15 protein-coding genes are annotated in these 16,376 nt (G+C 73.4%); 5 read left to right on the top strand and 10 right to left on the bottom strand.

All coding sequences use genetic code 11. The features are described from left to right. Positions 1–71: 71 nt before the first annotated feature. The 3 genes from ACIBBF_RS10555 to ACIBBF_RS10545 form a co-directional block, all read right to left on the bottom strand. Complete coding sequence (locus ACIBBF_RS10555) at positions 72–431, bottom strand: NADH-quinone oxidoreductase subunit A (RefSeq protein ID WP_397413033.1); 360 nt, start codon at positions 429–431, stop codon at positions 72–74. A 43-nt stretch (positions 432–474) separates the two neighbouring features. Then, entirely contained in the window at positions 475–1,779 is a 1,305-nt protein-coding gene (locus ACIBBF_RS10550; RefSeq protein ID WP_397413032.1) for a geranylgeranyl reductase family protein, read from the bottom strand. A 437-nt stretch (positions 1,780–2,216) separates the two neighbouring features. Beyond that, positions 2,217–2,912 (bottom strand): demethylmenaquinone methyltransferase, encoded by a 696-nt coding sequence (locus ACIBBF_RS10545; RefSeq protein WP_397413031.1) that lies wholly within the window; start codon positions 2,910–2,912, stop codon positions 2,217–2,219. A gap of 142 nt (positions 2,913–3,054) precedes the next feature. Between ACIBBF_RS10545 and ACIBBF_RS10540 the strand changes: the two genes are divergently transcribed. Next, a complete protein-coding gene (locus ACIBBF_RS10540; RefSeq protein WP_397413030.1) occupies positions 3,055–4,527 on the top strand; it encodes an isochorismate synthase MenF in 1,473 nt (490 codons plus the stop codon). 62 nt (positions 4,528–4,589) lie between these two features. On the opposite strand, the gene ACIBBF_RS10535 is transcribed toward ACIBBF_RS10540, so the two are convergent. Both ACIBBF_RS10535 and ACIBBF_RS10530 read right to left on the bottom strand, forming a co-directional pair. Further along, complete coding sequence (locus ACIBBF_RS10535) at positions 4,590–6,464, bottom strand: DUF6114 domain-containing protein (protein WP_397413029.1); 1,875 nt, start codon at positions 6,462–6,464, stop codon at positions 4,590–4,592. After that, positions 6,455–7,048: a DUF6230 family protein gene (locus ACIBBF_RS10530; protein ID WP_119140063.1), complete on the bottom strand. Its 594-nt coding sequence runs from the start codon at positions 7,046–7,048 to the stop codon at positions 6,455–6,457. Before ACIBBF_RS10530 ends, ACIBBF_RS10535 begins: the two co-directional genes overlap by 10 nt. 127 nt (positions 7,049–7,175) lie before the next feature. Between ACIBBF_RS10530 and ACIBBF_RS10525 the strand changes: the two genes are divergently transcribed. Next, positions 7,176–7,805: a TetR/AcrR family transcriptional regulator gene (locus ACIBBF_RS10525; protein WP_397413028.1), complete on the top strand. Its 630-nt coding sequence runs from the start codon at positions 7,176–7,178 to the stop codon at positions 7,803–7,805. Between the two features lie 10 nt (positions 7,806–7,815). On the opposite strand, the gene ACIBBF_RS10520 is transcribed toward ACIBBF_RS10525, so the two are convergent. The 5 genes from ACIBBF_RS10520 to ACIBBF_RS10500 all read right to left on the bottom strand — a co-directional run bounded on the left by ACIBBF_RS10520 (position 7,816) and on the right by ACIBBF_RS10500 (position 14,299). Beyond that, positions 7,816–8,388: a GNAT family N-acetyltransferase gene (locus tag ACIBBF_RS10520; protein ID WP_397413027.1), complete on the bottom strand. Its 573-nt coding sequence runs from the start codon at positions 8,386–8,388 to the stop codon at positions 7,816–7,818. Between the two features lie 104 nt (positions 8,389–8,492). Then, entirely contained in the window at positions 8,493–10,406 is a 1,914-nt protein-coding gene (locus ACIBBF_RS10515) for a trypsin-like peptidase domain-containing protein (protein ID WP_397413026.1), read from the bottom strand. Positions 10,407–10,933: 527 nt separating this feature from the next. Continuing rightward, a complete protein-coding gene (gene menD / locus ACIBBF_RS10510) occupies positions 10,934–12,694 on the bottom strand; it encodes a 2-succinyl-5-enolpyruvyl-6-hydroxy-3-cyclohexene-1-carboxylic-acid synthase (protein ID WP_397413025.1) in 1,761 nt (586 codons plus the stop codon). Then, the gene (locus ACIBBF_RS10505) at positions 12,691–13,671 is read right to left on the bottom strand and encodes an o-succinylbenzoate synthase (RefSeq protein WP_397413024.1); all 981 of its coding nucleotides are present in this window, start codon (positions 13,669–13,671) and stop codon (positions 12,691–12,693) included. The genes menD and ACIBBF_RS10505 overlap by 4 nt, the downstream gene beginning before the upstream one ends. A 25-nt stretch (positions 13,672–13,696) precedes the next feature. Next, complete coding sequence (locus ACIBBF_RS10500) at positions 13,697–14,299, bottom strand: gamma carbonic anhydrase family protein (RefSeq protein ID WP_397413023.1); 603 nt, start codon at positions 14,297–14,299, stop codon at positions 13,697–13,699. A gap of 96 nt (positions 14,300–14,395) precedes the next feature. Between ACIBBF_RS10500 and ACIBBF_RS10495 the strand changes: the two genes are divergently transcribed. From ACIBBF_RS10495 to ACIBBF_RS10485, 3 genes are read left to right on the top strand one after another with little or no spacing between them, the layout of a single operon-like run. Further along, the gene (locus ACIBBF_RS10495) at positions 14,396–15,001 is read left to right on the top strand and encodes a hypothetical protein (protein WP_397413022.1); all 606 of its coding nucleotides are present in this window, start codon (positions 14,396–14,398) and stop codon (positions 14,999–15,001) included. Then, positions 14,955–15,344: a hypothetical protein gene (locus tag ACIBBF_RS10490; protein WP_397413021.1), complete on the top strand. Its 390-nt coding sequence runs from the start codon at positions 14,955–14,957 to the stop codon at positions 15,342–15,344. The genes ACIBBF_RS10495 and ACIBBF_RS10490 overlap by 47 nt, the downstream gene beginning before the upstream one ends. A 37-nt stretch (positions 15,345–15,381) precedes the next feature. Beyond that, the gene (locus ACIBBF_RS10485; protein WP_397413020.1) at positions 15,382–16,335 is read left to right on the top strand and encodes a 1,4-dihydroxy-2-naphthoyl-CoA synthase; all 954 of its coding nucleotides are present in this window, start codon (positions 15,382–15,384) and stop codon (positions 16,333–16,335) included. Positions 16,336–16,376 lie beyond the last annotated feature (41 nt).

Raw genomic sequence — 16,376 nt, 5'->3', positions numbered from 1 at the left:
CTCCTTAGCTGCCGGGCCCCGCCCGGCGTCGCCGCGTGGCGCCCCGGGGCGCCACGCGTGAAGTCGCTGTCTCAGACCCAGTCGAAGCCGCCGCGGCGCCACTCGTAGACGAACGGCACGGTGATCAGCGCCAGGAACGCCAGCATCGCCACCAGCCCGAACGTCGCGAGCGTCGTGAAGTCCACGGCCCACGGGTAGAGGAAGACGACCTCGATGTCGAAGACGATGAATGTCATCGCCACCAGGTAGTACTTGATCGGCAGGCGCCCGCCGCCCACCGCGTGCGGCGTCGGCTCGATGCCGCACTCGTACGAGTCGAGCTTGGCGCGGTTGTACCGCTTGGGGCCGATGATCGCGCTCGCGGCCACGCCGCCGAGCGCCAGGACGGCCCCGATCGCCATGAGGATCAGGACGGGTACGTAGGGGTTCATGCTGTGCCCTTCATGAACGGCTTGCCCTTCGTGGACGTGATGCTCATGCGCTCGGGACCACCCTGGTCAGCCCCGCGATGACGCGGTCGACCCAGTCGCCGCCGTGCGGCTCGTAGCAGTCGGACAGGAGCTTGAGCGTGAACTGCATGACGACCTTGCGCGGCAGGCCGTACCGGACGCAGGTCCGCATGATCTCGGGGTGCTCGATGAGCCGCACGAACCAGCGGCCCAGCGTGTAGTACCCGCCGAGGTCGTCGCGCATGCGCTCGCCGTACGTGGCGAGCGTGGCCTCGCGGGCCGCGTCGGTGCTCTTGTGCCGGGCCTGGCTGATCGCCTCGGCCGCGACGCGTCCCGCCTGCAGCCCGTACGCGATGCCCTCGCCGTTGAACGGGCTGACCATGCCGGCGGAGTCGCCGGCCAGCAGCACGCCGTCGGCGTACAGGGGGCCACGGTTGAAGCCCATGGGCAGGGCCGCGCCGCGGATCGGGCCGCGCTCGGGCTCGTGCACCAGGTCCCAGTCCTCCGGCGCGCTCTTGGCGAGCCAGGTCTCCATGAGACGCCGGTAGTCGATCCCGGCCGCGGACTGTCGGGCGGGCGTGGACGCCACGCTGCCCAGGCCCACGTTCACCGTGCCGTCGCCGAGCGGGAAGATCCACCCGTAGCCGGGCAGCAGGTCGCTCTTGCCGGGCTCTCCGTCCCAGAGCTCCAGGTGCGACTCCATGAAGGGGTCGTCGTGGCGCGGTGTGCGGTAGTAGGCGCGGACGGCGGTGCCCATGGGGCGGTCGTCGCGACGCTCCCGGCCGATGCCGAGCGCGAAGCGGGAGCTCACGCCGTCGGCCGCCACCACGACCGGGGCGCGGAACTCCTTGACGGGGCCCTCGGCACGCCCGCGGGCGTCGAGCGGCTGCGCCGTGACACCGACCACGCGGCCTGCGTCGTCCCGCACCGGGCCGGTGACCTTGGTGCGCTCCAGCAGCTTGGCGCCGCTCGCCTGCGCGTGCTGCGCGAGGGTGTGGTCCAGCGTCATCCGGGCACGGGCCATGCCGTAGCCCGGGTAGGTCGTGAGGGCGGGCCAGTCCAGCTCGTAGGACCGGCCCCCGCCGTGGACGCGCAGGCCGCGGTTGCGGATCCAGCCGTCCTCCTCGCGGGTCGGCACGCCCATCCGGACCAGCTCCGCCACGGCGCGCGGCGTCAGGCCGTCGCCGCAGATCTTGTCGCGGGGAAACTCACCCTTTTCCAGCAGCAGCACGTCGAGACCCGCGGCCGCGCACCAGTGCGCGGTGGACGAGCCGGCCGGGCCGGCGCCCACCACGATGACGTCCGCGTCGTCGCGTCTCTCTCTTCGCACGTTCACCCCCGTTGGGAACCCGCTGCTGGCCGTTGCTGACCTCGCTGTGCGGGGCTCTTCCGGACTTGACGACAAGTCCTTGTGAACCCTGTCACAACACCGACACCCTAGCCACACTTAGGGGGGATTGTGTAGGAAGGTTCCCCTTACTTGAGGAGGCCCCCCAAGGCCCCTCCGCGGGCGCAGGCCCGGCACAGCACAGCGAGGTGGGGGGGGGGGGGGGGGGGGGGGGGGGCCGGGCGCCGCGCCCCCCCCCCCCCCCCCGGGGGCGGCGCGCCGCCGCCCCCCCCCCGGCCGCCGCCCCCCCCCCCCCCCCGCGGGCGCGCCCCCCCCCCCCCCCCCCCCGGGCGGCGGGGCGGGGGGGGGGGGCCCCCCGCCGGGGCCCCCCCCCCCCCCCCCCCCCCCCCCCCCCCTCGCCGAGCCGCGCTGCCGCGCCGTCAGGCCACGCGGACCGCCCGGTGGAGGGCCACGATGCCGCCCGAGACGTTGCGGTAGGCGGCGTGCTCCCACCCGGCCTCCAGCATGAGCTTCGCCAGGCCGACCTGGTCGTGCCAGCCCCGGATGGACTCCGCCAGGTAGTCGTAGGACCCCTTGTCCCGGGTCACGGCGTTCGCCACCAGCGGCAGCGCGCGCATCAGGTACTCCTGGTAGACCTTGCGGAACGGCGCCCAGGTGGGGGTGGAGAACTCGCAGATCACGATGCGGCCGCCCGGCCGCACCACGCGCCGCATCTCCGTCAGCGCGGCGCTCGTGTCCACGACGTTGCGCAGGCCGAAGCTGATCGTCACGGCGTCGAACGACTCGTCGGCGAAGGGCAGCCGGGTGGCGTCCCCCGCGACGAACGGCAGGTCGGGGCGGCGCCGCTTGCCCACCTGCAGCATGCCGATCGAGAAGTCGGACGGGACCACGAAGGCGCCGTCGGCCGCGAACGGCTCGCTGCTGGTGCCCGTACCGGCGGCGAGGTCGAGCACGCGCTCGCCCGGCATCGCGGCGACGGCCTCGACCGTGAGACGGCGCCAGCGCCGGTCCTGGCCCAGTGAGATCAGGTCGTTGGTCAGGTCGTAGCGGGCGGCGATCCCGTCGAACATCGACGCGACCTCGGCCGGCTTCTTCTCCAGGCTTGCGCGGGACATGCCGTCATCGTCCCACGCCCGAGGGCCGGGCCGGGGCCGGCGGGCGCTCCGGGGACGCGCCGGGTCCGGCGGCGAGCGACCCCGCTGTGACCTCGGCGACCAAGCACCCTGGCGCCTCCCGGCCGCGCTTATCCTGAGCCTGATGATCGCTTCACCTTCCGGCGGCGCGCCCGGCGCGTCCACCGCCCCGTACGACGTCTGGGTGACCGAGGCGCCGCTCCCGTCCGACGACGCGCCCCGGGGTGCGCCCGACGGACCGCAGCTCGTGGTCCGCACGGTCGCGATCGACGACCTCGCCGACGGCGCCACCGCGCTGATCGACCGGCTCCCGGACACCAACGCGCTGGCCTGGGTGCGGCACGGCGACGGCCTGGTGGGGTGGGGCGAGGCGCTGCGGTTCGAGACGTTCGGCCCGGGCCGGTTCGCCGACGCCGACGACAAGTGGCGCACGGTGCTCGACCGCGCCCTGGTGCACGACGACGTGGCCCTGCCCGGCAGCGGCCTGGTCGCGTTCGGTAGCTTCGCGTTCGACGACGTCTCGCCCGGTGACGAGGAGGACGCAGCGCGGGCGAGCGGGGTGCTGATCGTGCCGCGCGTCGTCGTCGGACGACGGGGCGAGCGGTCGTGGCTCACCACGATCTCGCTGGTGGGCGACCGGTCGGCCCCCGTGGGCGAGGACCTGCTGTCCGCCTATCCGCGGCAGCCCGTGACCGAGCCCGGACGGGTCGCCCTGGCCGACGGCGCGGTGGGTGCCGAGGACTGGCCGGCCGTGGTAGCCGAGGGCATCGCCCGGATCCAGGCGGGCGAGCTGGAGAAGGTGGTGCTCGCCCGCGACGTCGTCGCCACCGCCGAGCAGCCGATCGACACCCGGCACCTGCTGGGCCGTCTCGCGACGGCGTACGAGGCGTGCTGGACGTTCAGCGTGGACGGCATGGTGGGCGCGACGCCGGAGCTCCTGGTCCGCAGCGAGAAGGGCCTGGTCACCTCGCGCGTGCTGGCGGGCACCATCCGCCGCGAGCACGCCGAGGCGTCGTCGGCCGCGGACACCGGCGCCGACGACGGGACGGCGGACGACGCCGACCTGCTGCGCGCCGCCCAGCTCGCCCGGTCCTCGAAGGACCTGGAGGAGCACGAGTTCGCCGTCCGGTCGGTGGCGGCCGCCCTGGAGCCCTTCTGCTCGTCCATGAACGTGCCCGAGGCGCCGTTCGTGCTGCACCTGCCGAACGTGATGCACCTGGCGACCGATGTGACGGGCGTGCTCACCGACCAGGGGGCGACCTCGGCCCGGCGTCCGCCGTCGTCCCTGTCGCTCGCCGCGGCGCTGCACCCGAGCGCCGCCGTCTGCGGCACGCCGACCACGGCGGCGCGCGACCTGATCCGGGAGATCGAGGGCCTGGACCGCGCACGCTACGCCGGCCCGGTGGGCTGGGTGGGCGCCGACGGCGACGGCGAGTGGGGCATCGCCCTGCGCTCGGCCGAGATCTCGGCCAAGGACCGCCACCACATCCGCCTCTTCGCGGGCTGCGGCATCGTGGCGGCCTCGGACCCCGCCGCGGAGCTGGCGGAGTCGGAGGCCAAGCTGGACCCGATGCGCTACGCCCTCGGCACCCGTTGAGTGCGGGACATTCGCCCTTCTGGCACACGAGGAAGGGCGAATGTCCCGCACTCAACGGGTGATCAGGGGGTGCCGGCCGTGGGGCCCTTGCCGATCGGGTCCGTGGGGTCGCCCCAGACCTGCTCGCGGAAGTGGTCCCAGACCTGGATGTCGGAGGTGGCACCCAGGAAGCCCATGCGCGCGTCGGTGGCCGTGAGCAGCAGCTCGATGAGCGACGCGCCCTCCAGCACCTTGGTCGCGACCTCCAGGAGGTCCTGACCGTCGGGCAGGTTCGCGTGGATCGACGACACGTACATGTGGGCGTCGCCCTCCAGCGAGACGAAGTTCGCCCGGGTGTCCGTGCCCGCCACGGTGCCGTGGTCGTAGGCGTACGACTTGAGCCAGAACCCGTCGACGACCACCTTGTCCGCCGAGATCTTGATCGCGTCCCTGCGGCCGCCGCCGTCACCCTTGACCGGCACGTTCGCCAGGCCGATGCCGTTGATGCCCGTGAGCGGGATCGTCAGGTCCCGGCTCTCCAGGTCGGCGGGCAGCGAGAAGACGTTGCCGTCCTCGCGCGCCCCGCACTGCCCCGGCAGGGCCACGTTGAGGTCGTACTTTCCGCCGAAGCTGACCTTGACGCACGTGCCGAGCTCGGTCTGCAGCGCCTCCTCGATCGTCTCCTGCGGGTCGATCTCACCGCACGGGTCGGACGGTGCGACGTCCGCCTCCTCGGGCGGCACCTCACCGTCCTGCGTGGGTTCCTGGCACTCGGACGTGTCCTCGCCCGTGGCGGCGTCACCCCGGCCCGTGCCCGCGCCGGTCGTGTCCCCGGTGTCGCCGGCCGAGCCCGCGCCGGTGTCGCCGGTGTCGCCGGTGCTGCCAGTGTCGCCGGTCCCGTCCGGGTCTCCCGCCGAGCCCGGCTCCTCGGTCCCGCCGGTCTCCTCCCCCGGGTCGGCGGTCTCGCCCGTCCCCGGGTCGGTCGCGCCGGTCGACGGCGACGGCGAGGCCGACGGGTCCGCCGTCCCCTCGTCGTCACAGGCGCCGAAGACGACGCACCAGAACGAGTCGTCCGACCGGGTCGAGACGTCGGCGTCGGAGGCGGACGCGGGCACGCTCGTACCGGCGAGGGCCAGCGCTCCGGCCACCACGACCGCCGCCGACTTCTGGGACAGCGCCCGCAGGGCACCGCTCAGCGACTCCACCTTGGGGATCGCCTCGGTCTCGGCGGCCGCCGTGGTGTCGCGCGACGCGCCGTCCCGCGACCCGTCGGCCGCCGAGCCTCCGCCCGGCGGCGCCTCCTGCGGCGCCGGGTCGACGTCGCCGTCGGCGGCGCCGTCCGACGTCCCCGCTCCGGGCTCACCGGCGCTGCCGGGTCGCGGCTCGTCGGCGCTGCCGGGTCGCGGCTCGTCGGCGCTCCCGGACCGCGGCTCGTCAGCGGGCGTCGCGCCGCTCGCGTCCGCGCCGGGCGCCGGATCGTCGTCCCGCGCCGCGCCGCTCGCCGTCTCGTCGGCCTCCCGGTCACCCTCCGCCGTCTGCGGCGTCGGCGCCCACGAGACCACGATGACGCCGCCGACCACGCCGAGCAGGAACCCGACGACCCAGCCGCCGAGGTTCACGCCCGCGATCGAGTAGACGGAGATCGCGAGCGCGATCACGCCGTAGAAGATCCGGTGCACCGGCTGCGCGATCGAGAGGATCCCGAGCAGCGTCAGCGCCAGCGGCAGGATCGTCGCCTGCGCGCCCTCCACGCCGAACCTCAGCACGATGTTCATGCCGAACTGGTCCAGCTTGATCGGGCCGGACAGGAGCATCTCCAGGCCCGCGAGCGCTACCAGCACACCCCCGACGAACGGCCGCTGCCGGCGCCAGGGACGGAAGTCCCTGCGCCAGCCCGCGAGCCTCGCGCGAAGTCCGGGGCGGCCGGCGGGCGCCTGGCCGTCCGGACTCAGAAGCACTCGGTGCCGTCCGTGATCTTGAGGCTGAGGTCCGTGAGCTGGAAGACGGCGGCCTGCGTGCTCCAGGAGACCTGCTCCAGGTTGGAGATGTCGACCGAGTCGGAGTCCATGGCGAAGTCGCCGGCGTCGCCCTTCTTGGCCGTGTTCACGGTCGAGGCGTCCACGCCGATGCGGATGTTCTTGAAGATCGCGGTGCCCGACAGGTCGTTCATGCCGATCTGCAGGTCGGTGGCCTTCGCGGGCTCGTCACCGGTGCCGGCGGAGATCAGCAGGCCGACCTTGCCGAGCGGCGTGTCCTGCACGACGGACTGGCACAGGTTGTAGAGCTGTGCGTCCTTGATGTTGGCGATGGCGGCCGGGTGCTGGGTACCGTCCGACGCCGTGGCCACGCCCGCGTACTGCGAGAAGCCGGTGCCGGCGAGCTGGTCGGCGCCGATCTTGAACTGGCTGCCGGAGATGGCGAACGAGACGGGCACGGCGCCCTGGGCGACCCCGCCCAGCAGGACGCTGGCGGCGATGGTGACCGGAATGACTGCGAGAGCCACGCGACCCTTGCGCGACCCCGTGAGCTTGCTGAGCTTCATTGGTGTTCCCCTCGATCCCAATGTGAGCGACCGCATCGTCGCTCCGCGGCGACGTTAGCGCGATTACTGAGTCACCGTCAATTGACCCCCCGACGGCGGCGCAAAGCATGCCCGATATGCTCGACACATGGCAACAGCCCGACGCACGCGCCTGCGCCCGGAGGAACGTCGTAACCAGCTCGTGGCCCTCGGGGTCGCCACCCTCGCGGACCGCCCCCTGGCCGAGGTGACCGTCGAGGAGATCGCCGCCGAAGCCGGTGTCTCGACGGGTCTCGTCTACTACTACTTCGGATCCAAGAACGGCCTGCACCACGAGATCGTGCGCCGCGCCCGCGACTCGATGCTGCACGCGTCCGAGCCGCTGCCCGAGCTGCCGCCGTCCGAACGCCTGGCCAGCACGCTGACCAGGCTCGTCGCCTACGTGCGGGAGCACGGGCCCACGTTCTACTCGCTCGTGCGGGGCGCGGCCAGCGGTGACGAGGAGGTGCGCGCCGTCATCGAGGACGCGCGGCGCGAGCAGACCGAGCGCGCCCTCGCCGTGCTCCTGGAGCTGGGCGTGCCGGACACCGAGCTGCTGCGCATCGCCGTCCGCTCCTGGGTCGCACTGGCCGAGCAGGCGCTCGTCGACGGCGGCATCAACTCCGACCTCGCCGCCGAGGAGCTCGTCGGCTACCTGGAGCGCAGCCTGGGCGGCGTCGTCGCCGCCGTCGTGCCGGGGGCCGCGGAGGCCCTGTTCGGCTCGCCCGCCCTCCCCTGACACCCCGGCGTCAGAGCGCCTTGACCATCAGGAGGCAGGGGTCCCCGGCCCAGAGGTCGGGGAACTCCTCCACCGGGTGGAAGCCGCACGCGGCGTAGAAGGCGCGGGTCTGGTCGAAACCCGGGTCGGACGCCGACGGCCCGAGCGTCTTCACGCTCAGCAGCCGCACCCCCTGGGCGCGCAGGTCGTCCTCGACCCGTTCCAGCAGGGTGCGCCCGATGCCCGAGCGATGGTGCTTGCGCCGCACGGCGAGCAGGTGCACCTCGGCCGACGTGGGGTAGCGCTGGTCGAGCAGCAGCACCCCGAGCACGTCGGCCGTGGGGACGGCGCCGCCGTCGGCCCCGAGGTGCGCCGGACCTGGCCCGGCCTCTCGCGCCCGGGCAGGGTCCGGACCGCCGGACGCCGCCCACGCCGGCTCCGCCTCGGGCGCGGCGACCGCCACGTAGTTGGGGAAGCGGGCGGCCGCCTCGACGTACTCGTGCGTGAACCGGTCGATGCCGAACCACTCGGGCAGCTCTTCGAGGATGTCGTGTGCGGCATCCGCCCGTCCCAAGGTCCTGACCACGGTGTACGTCCCAGACACGCGGACCAACTTAGACCGGCCGGGCAAGGTTCACCCGCTGAACGCGAATACGCACCGAACCCCCAGGTCACACGGGGTGTCCTGGGGGTTCGGTACGGCCGGGCTCAGCCCTGGTTGTCGAAGAACTCCTGGAGCCAGTCGGGGATGTTGTTCGGGTTGCTCTGGTCCGATCCGGAGCCGCCCTGGCCCGGGACCTGACCCTGCGAACCCTGGTCCGGCGTGGCGGCGGACTCCTCCTTGACGGCGAGCGTCACGGTGACCTCCTCGGTGCTGCCGTCGCGCACGACCGTCAGGACCGCCTTGTCGCCGGCGTCCTTCTCCCGCACGAACGCCGTGAGCGACGCCGAACCGTTGACGGGGTCGCCGTCGATCGCGACGATCACGTCACCCTGCTGGATGCCCGCGTCGCCCGCCGGCGAGTCGGCGACGACGTCCTGGACACCCGCGCCACGGCGCGTGACGCCGTCGGCCGTGGCCTCCGCGTCGGAGAGGGTGACGCCGAGGAACGCGTGCTCCGCGGTGCCGTCCTCCTTGAGCTGGTCGCCGATCTGGGAGGCCAGGTTCGACGGGATGGCGAAGCCGAGGCCGATCGAGCCCGAGCTGTTCGAGGAGCCCGACAGGGTCGCGATCGACGACGTGATGCCGATGACCTCACCGGACGCGTTGAACAGCGGGCCACCGGAGTTGCCCGGGTTCACCGCGGCGTCGATCTGGATCGCGTTGGTCACGACCTGGTCGGACCCGTCCTCGGCACTGGCCGTGACCGGGCGGTCGAGGGCGGACACGATGCCGGTCGTGGCCGTGTTCGCCAGACCCAGCGGGTTGCCGAGCGCCATGACGGGCTCGCCCACGGCCACGTCGTCGGAGTCGGCGAAGGTGGCCGGCTCGAGGTCCGACGGCGGGTCGGAGAGCTGGACGACCGCGAGATCGGTCGTCGGGTCGGTGCCGACGATGTCGGCCTCGTACACGCGGCCGTCGCTGAGCGTCACCTGCACCGTCGTCGCGCCGGACACCACGTGGTTGTTGGTCAGCACGTGCCCCTCGGAGTCCAGCACGACGCCGGAGCCCTCGGCCCCGCCCGACTGGCTCTCCACCTGGATCGACACCACGGACTTCTGCACGGCCGAGGTGACCTCGGTCCAGTTCGGGTTCTGCACGGTCGAGCTCTTGACCGGCACGTTCTCGCTGCTCGACTGCCCGACGTCGGCCAGGGAGGCCGCGTCCGAGCCGTCGCCGGTGATGGCGATGGCACCCGCCGTGCCGAGGCTGGCCAGCAGCGCCGCGGCCGCCGCGGCGCTGACCACCGGAACCCAGGTGCGGTTGCGCGCGGTCGGCTTCGGCTCGTCCGACGCCGTGGCCGGCAGGGCGTAGGGGTTGGTGTAGCCGGAGCCCGAACCGCCGGCGGGGGCCGGGGCGGCGCCTACGGGGACCGAGGGCGGGGTGGTGGCCGGGGTGGTGGCCGGGGTGGTGGCCGGGGTGTGTGCGGCCGGTGCGTGCGACGGCGGGGTCTGGTGGGCGGGCTGTTCGTGACCCGAGTGCTGGTGGGCGGGCTGCTGGTGGGCGGGCTGCTGCGGGGCGGGTGCCTGGGCGGCGGTCGGCTGGTGGGTTGCCGTCTGGTGGGTTGCCGTCTGGTGGGTTGCCGTCTGGTGGGATGTCGGGTGCTGGGCCACCGGCTGCTGAGCCACCGGCTGCTGGGCCGCCGGCTGCTGGGCGGGGGCGCCGGTCACCGGAGCCGAGGCGGGCGCCGGAGCCGAGGGCTGCTGCGCGCCGACCGCGGGCTGCACCACAGTGACGGGCTGCGCCGGGGCCGCGGGCTGTACGGGGGCCGACGGCTGCGCGGGCGCGCGCCCGGCGTTCGAGGACTGCTCAGGTGCCACGTCCGACGCGGGGCCCTGGGCCGGCGCCGGGTTCTGGACCGGGAGCTGCTGCGTGTGCTGGGCCGCGGGCAGCTGCTCGGTGGGCTGCGCCCCGGCCGCCTGCTGGTCCGGCCGCGGAGTGGTGCTGTTCTCGTCGTTCATCGGTGACCCTCCTTGAAGTCACCACTAGTTGACACCTCGATCCTTGTCCCACCCTTACGTGTACCTGTGAGTTCCCTGCACGCCCTCGACGCCGGCTGGAAGGACCGCCTGCCTCGGCACCTGAACATCCAGATCGGTCCCTTGCCCCCGCCGCCGAAGCCACTTCGGTCAGTTGCCGCGAGATCGGTCAATCGGGCGACCGATCCCGCGGCAACTGACCGAAGCAGCCAGGAAGAACACAGCAAGGGACCGAACCGCCGGGGCTGAGCCTCACCCCCGGGGCCTGAGCCACAGACGCGATCAAGCCGGTCGCACCGATCATGCCCGTCAGGCCCGGTCAGCCGGTCAGCCCAGTCAGCCCAGTCAGCCGGTCAGGCCGGTCAGGCCGGTCAGGCCCGAACGGCCCGGTCAGCCCGATCAGCTCGATCAGCTCGATCGGCCCGGTCAGCTCGATCGGCCCGGCCAACCCAGCAAGCCCCCGGCCAACCCAGCCACGCCCAGCCTCCAACCAGCCCAACCCAACCCAGTCAGCCCTGGCCGCCGCTCCCCGCCGCCTCCGTGATGCGCCGCACCAGGTCCCGGGTCTCCGCCAGCCGGTCCGCGCGAGGCACCCGGACCTCGATCACCTGGACGCCGTGGCTCGGCGCCTGGAGCGCGTGCCGCAGGGTCGGCACGTCCTTGACGAGCTGGTGGTCCACCCCGTAGCCCGCGCAGAGCTGCGCCAGGTTCGCCCCGTGCGGCGTGCCGAACACGCGCTCGAAGGTGGCGCTCGCGGCGCTGCCGGTCGCGGCGAGCGCCCCGTGCTCGAGGGTCGCGAAGATCGACCCGCCGTCGTCGTTGACCACGACGAGCTCCAGGTCCACGGGCGGTTCGTCGGGTCCGCGGAGCAGGCCGCCGACGTCGTGCAGGAACGTGAGGTCGCCCAGCAGCGCCCGCGTGCGCAGGCCTCGCCGTGCGGCGGCGAGGGCCACGCCCAGCGCCGTCGACACGGTGCCGTCGATGCCGGCGAGCCCCCGGTTGGCCAGCACGGCCGGGCCGGGACCGTCGAGGCCGAGCACGAGCTCCAGGTCGCGCACCGGGTTGGACGAGCCGACCACGAGCAGGTCGTCCGGGCCGAGCACCGCCGCGACGGCCCGGGCCACGGACAGCGCCGTCGGACCGCCGAGCACCGCGTCGTCGCAGGTCACCTCGTCCAGGACTCGAGCGGCACGAGCGCCGGCGTCGCGCCAGCGCTCCAGGAAGTCGCTCGGCGGCCCACCCGTCTCCTCGAACCAGGGCGCGGCCAGGCCGGGCAGCACGACGGTGGCGTTGCGGGCGGCGTCGGGCCACGGGCCGGCACCCGGCGCGACCACCGTGACCGTCACGCCCGCACGGCCGAGGAGCCGCTGCACGGGCCGGGACAGCGTGGGCCGGCCGAGGACGACCACCTGCTCGATCTCCCCCGCCAGGGCGTCGGACGTGAGCAGCGCGCGGTACCCCGCCACCGCGTTGGGGCCGCCCACCGCACCGGACGACGGCTCCGCGAACAGCGGCCAGCCCTGCGCCTCGGCGAGCCGGCGCGCCTGGGACCCCGCGCCGTCCCCGGCCACGACCACGGTGTGTGCCGGGTCGCCCAGCAGCGCGGGTGACCCGGCGTCCTGGAGCGCCGCGGGGATCACGAGCGGCGGGTCGGGCTTCGGGTAGCCCTCCTGAGCCGCGTCCCCGGGCAGTCCCGGCAGGGGTTCCGAGGGCGCCAGCGGGTCCCGGAACGCCAGGTTCAGGTGCACCGGCCCGGGATGCCCCGACCGGAAGCCCAGGGCCGCGCTGACAGCGCGCGCCGTGACGTGCCGCAGGTCGCGGAGCTCCGGTTCGCCCGCGGCCGACGGCGCCGGCACGTCCACCGCGAACCGCACCGCCGAGCCGAAGATGCCCACCTGGTCGGTCGTCTGCGACGCCCCCGTGCCGCGCAGCTCGTGCGGCCGGTCGGCGGTCAGGAGGATCAGGGGCAGACCTGTGTGGCTCGCCTCCAGCACGGCGGGGTGCAGGTTGGCCACGGCCGTGCCCGACGTCGTCACGACGGCGACCGGTGCACCCTCCGCACCCTTGGACAGGCCCAGCGCAAGGAACGCGGCGTCCCGCTCGTCGACCCGCACGTGCAGCGTGACGCGGCCGGCGTCGGCTGCCTCAGCGACCGCGTAGGCCAGGGGGGCGCTGCGGGAGCCGGGGGCGAGCACGACGTCCTGCACACCCTGGCGGACCAGGGCGGCGACCAGTGCGCGGGCGGAGGCCACGGCGGGCGGGATGGTCATGCGTCCTCCAGGATGCGGGTCAGGCGGCGGTAGCGGGCGAGCCAGCGTTCCGTCGTCGGGCCGTCGGTGGGCGCGGCTGCGAGCGCCGCCGGCGACGGCTCGGGACGCCGGACAGGCAGCGCGCCGTCGACGGGGAGCAGCGGGTGGTCGACGACGTCGTGCACCAGGAGCTGCGACGTCGCGAGCCCGCAGGCGTAGGGCAGCTCGGGGAGGGCGGCGGCGAGCGCGACGCCGGCGGCGAGGCCCACCGAGCTCTCCAGGGCGGACGAGACGACGACGGGCAGCCCGACCTGTTCGGCGAGGTCGAGGCAGGCGCGGACACCGCCGAGGGGCTGGACCTTGAGGACCACGATGTCGGCGGCCTCCTGGCGCACGACCCGCAGGGGGTCGGAGGCACGGCGGATCGACTCGTCGGCGGCGACGGGCACGTCCTGCTTGCGGCGCACCAAGGCCAGCTCGTCGACGTCGGCGCAGGGTTGCTCGACGTACTCCAGACCGCCGGCCGCACGGTCGATCTCGGCGAGGTGGGCGAGGGCCTCGTCGGGGGTCCAGGCGGCGTTGGCGTCGACGCGGATCGCGCCGCCGGGCCCGAGGGCCTCGCGGACCGCGGCGACCCGCTCCGCCTCGGCGCTCACCGGTTCGAGGGTGCCGTCCGGGCCGCGCTGGGCGACCTTGACCTTGGCGGTGCGGCAGCCGCCGGACGCGAGCACGATCTCGCGCGCCCGCTCGGGGCCGACGGCGGGGACGGTCACGTTCACCGGGACGCTGTCGCGGACGGGCGCGGGCCAGCCGGTGAGGGCTGCCTCGTGCGCGGCACGCAGCCAGGTGGCGGACTCCTCGTCGGCGTAGTCCCAGAACGGGGACAGCTCGCCCCAGCCGGCGTCACCGCGCAGGAGCACGCCGTCGCGCACGTCGATCCCGCGGAACCGGGTGCGCAGGGGCGTGGACCAGACGAGGGGTTCACCGATCAGTGGCACGCCCCCAGGCTAACGACCTGGGCGGCTACATCGCCTCGGGCAGCACCTCGTCGTCACGGTGCGCGCCGTAGAACTCCGACTGGCGCCGCATCAGCTCGCGCATCGACACGTCCCGGCCCACCCCGTAGACGGTGCCGGGGAAGTCGAGCTCGCGCTGGATCGCCCAGATCTCCTCGTGCCTGTCCGGCGGCAGGATCTGTGCCGGGTCGCCCACGGCGACCCATCCGATCGGCACGGTCGCGCCGGGGGCCAGGACGGTGTTGACCTGCACCACGCCGTTGATCCGGACCTCCGCGCCCCTGCCGACGACGCTCCCGGGGAACAGCGAGGTACCGGTCGCGACGAACGCCTCGTCCTCGACGGTGCTGCCGTTGACGTGGGCCTGCGGGCCGACCATCACGGCGGACCCGATCCGGGCGGGATGCCCGAGCCGGCCCCGGACGAGCGCGTTCTCCATCACGACGGTGTCCGCGCCGATGACGACGACGCCGTCCTCGGCGGTCAGGACGGCACCGTGCAGGATTCGCGCGCCGGCGGCGACACGGACGTCACCGACGACGGTCGCCGACGGGGCGACGTAGGCGGACGGGTCGATCGACGGTTCGAGACCGCGGTGGCGGATCAGCATGGGTTCCTCTCGTCGTGCGGGTGTGGAAGATTGTACGTCCGTAAACCGAACGATAGAGTGCGTTTTATGAAACAAGGATCACCGCTGCTCCTGCCCTTGCTGCGCACCCGTATCCAAGGAGACATTCTTGCTACCGTCCTTCTGGATCCGGAGCACGAGCAGAGCCTCACCGACATCGCACGCCTCGTGGGCACCTCACGGGTCACGGTCCTGCGTGAGGTCGACCGTCTCGAGGCCGCAGGCCTCGCCTCCACCCGTCGCCTCGGCAACACCCGGCTTGCTCGCGCCCGGACGGACAACCTGGTCTACGCCCCTCTAGCAGAGCTTCTCGCTGTGACCTTCGGGCCGCTGGCGGTGCTCCGCGGCCTCCTCGCCGAGATCGACGGCATCGAGCACGCCTTCATCTACGGATCATGGGCAGCGAGGTACAACGAGCGCCCCGGGTCGGTCCCGGGAGACATCGACGTGCTGGTGATCGGCGAGCCCGATAGAGATCAGCTCGCCGACGTCGTGGACGAGGCCGAGAAGACACTCCGCCGGGAGGTCAACGTACGTCGTGTTTCCACCACTGCGTGGGCTGACGACGACGGCCCGTTCAAGCGGACGATCATGAGTTCGCCGACCGTCGAGCTCGTCGAGAACGAAGGAGTATCACGTGGCAGGAACCACGACGGGGAGCCGCTGGCCGATCGGGGAGCCTGAGATCCAGAACCTCCTCGACGAGGGCGAGCTACAACTGGTCGCGCCGTCCGAGGAACACTCGGGGTTCCTGCTCGACCAGGCGGACGTCCACCTTGCCTCGGCCGCCAAGCTGGTGGACGACGATCCGTCGCGTGCTCTGGCCATGCTGTACGACGCCGCACGGAAAGCCATGACGGCGCCCCTGGCACGACAAGGGCTGCGCCTCCGCCGCCACGACTCCGAGTACCCAGGTGTCGAGACACCGACCATCACATCCGAAGAGGTGACTCTGGCCCTGGCCGACGCACGCGAGATCGTCGACGCGATGAAGGTGTTCGTCCCCAACGTCGGCCCCTGGCGCTGAAACCTGCCCGGCACCAGGCCGAACTAGGCTTGCCCACGTGAGCACCAGCACCGATCTCCCCCGTCAGGTCTCCGAGACGTTCGACCCGCAGCGCTGGCGCACGGTCGCCGGGTTCGAGGACCTGACCGACCTCACCTACCACCGGGGTGTGGACCGCAGCGGCCCCGAGCCGCGTGACCTGCCCGTGGTGCGGATCGCGTTCGACCGGCCGGAGGTGCGCAACGCGTTCCGTCCGCACACGGTGGACGAGCTGTACCGGGTCATGGACCACGCCCGCATGACGTCCGACGTCGGCACCGTGCTGCTCACCGGCAACGGCCCCTCCCCCAAGGACGGCGGCTGGGCGTTCTGCAGCGGCGGCGACCAGCGCATCCGCGGGCGCGACGGCTACCGCTACGCCGACGGCGAGAACGCCGACTCGATCGACCCCGCCAAGGCCGGGCGCCTGCACATCCTGGAGGTGCAGCGCCTCATGCGGACCATGCCCAAGGTGGTCGTCGCGGTGGTGGACGGCTGGGCCGCCGGCGGCGGGCACTCCCTGCACGTGGTCGCCGACCTGACGGTCGCCTGCCGCCAGCACGGGAAGTTCAAGCAGACCGACGCCGACGTCGGCTCCTTCGACGCCGGCTACGGCTCTGCCTACTTCGCCCGCCAGCTCGGGCAGAAGCGGGCCCGGGAGGTCTTCTTCCTGGCCCGCGAGTACTCGGCCGACGACGCCGAGCGCTGGGGTTCCGTCAACGAGGTCGCGGAGCACGACGACCTGGAGGGCCTGGCCCTGGAGTACGCGCGGATCATCGCCGGCAAGTCGCCGCAGGCCATCCGCATGCTCAAGTTCGCCTTCAACGCAGCCGACGACGGGATCGCCGGCCAGCAGGTGTTCGCCGGCGAGGCCACGCGGCTGGCGTACATGACGGACGAGGCCGTCGAGGGCAAGGAGGCGTTCCTGGAGCGGCGGGAGCCGGACTGGTCGGGGTTCCCGTACTACTACTGACGGCGGGGCCGCCGGCCCGGCAACCCCGGCTGCGACCGCCG

This window comes from Promicromonospora sp. NPDC050880, assembly GCF_044456525.1.
GTDB lineage: Bacteria > Actinomycetota > Actinomycetes > Actinomycetales > Cellulomonadaceae > Promicromonospora.
The sequence above is the reverse complement of the archived record's forward strand: the minus strand, read 5'-3'. Positions and strand labels throughout refer to the sequence as shown.

Excerpts from the sequence above, each read along its gene's own strand:
- ACIBBF_RS10555 (WP_397413033.1), bottom strand. The coding sequence starts at position 431 with ATGAACCCCTACGTACCCGTCCTGATCCTCATGGCGATCGGGGCCGTC.
- ACIBBF_RS10545 (WP_397413031.1), bottom strand. The coding sequence starts at position 2,912 with ATGTCCCGCGCAAGCCTGGAGAAGAAGCCGGCCGAGGTCGCGTCGATG.
- ACIBBF_RS10540 (WP_397413030.1), top strand. The coding sequence starts at position 3,055 with ATGATCGCTTCACCTTCCGGCGGCGCGCCCGGCGCGTCCACCGCCCCG.
- ACIBBF_RS10530 (WP_119140063.1), bottom strand. The coding sequence starts at position 7,048 with ATGAAGCTCAGCAAGCTCACGGGGTCGCGCAAGGGTCGCGTGGCTCTC.
- ACIBBF_RS10525 (WP_397413028.1), top strand. The coding sequence starts at position 7,176 with ATGGCAACAGCCCGACGCACGCGCCTGCGCCCGGAGGAACGTCGTAAC.
- ACIBBF_RS10515 (WP_397413026.1), bottom strand. The coding sequence starts at position 10,406 with ATGAACGACGAGAACAGCACCACTCCGCGGCCGGACCAGCAGGCGGCC.
- menD (WP_397413025.1), bottom strand. The coding sequence starts at position 12,694 with ATGACCATCCCGCCCGCCGTGGCCTCCGCCCGCGCACTGGTCGCCGCC.
- ACIBBF_RS10500 (WP_397413023.1), bottom strand. The coding sequence starts at position 14,299 with ATGCTGATCCGCCACCGCGGTCTCGAACCGTCGATCGACCCGTCCGCC.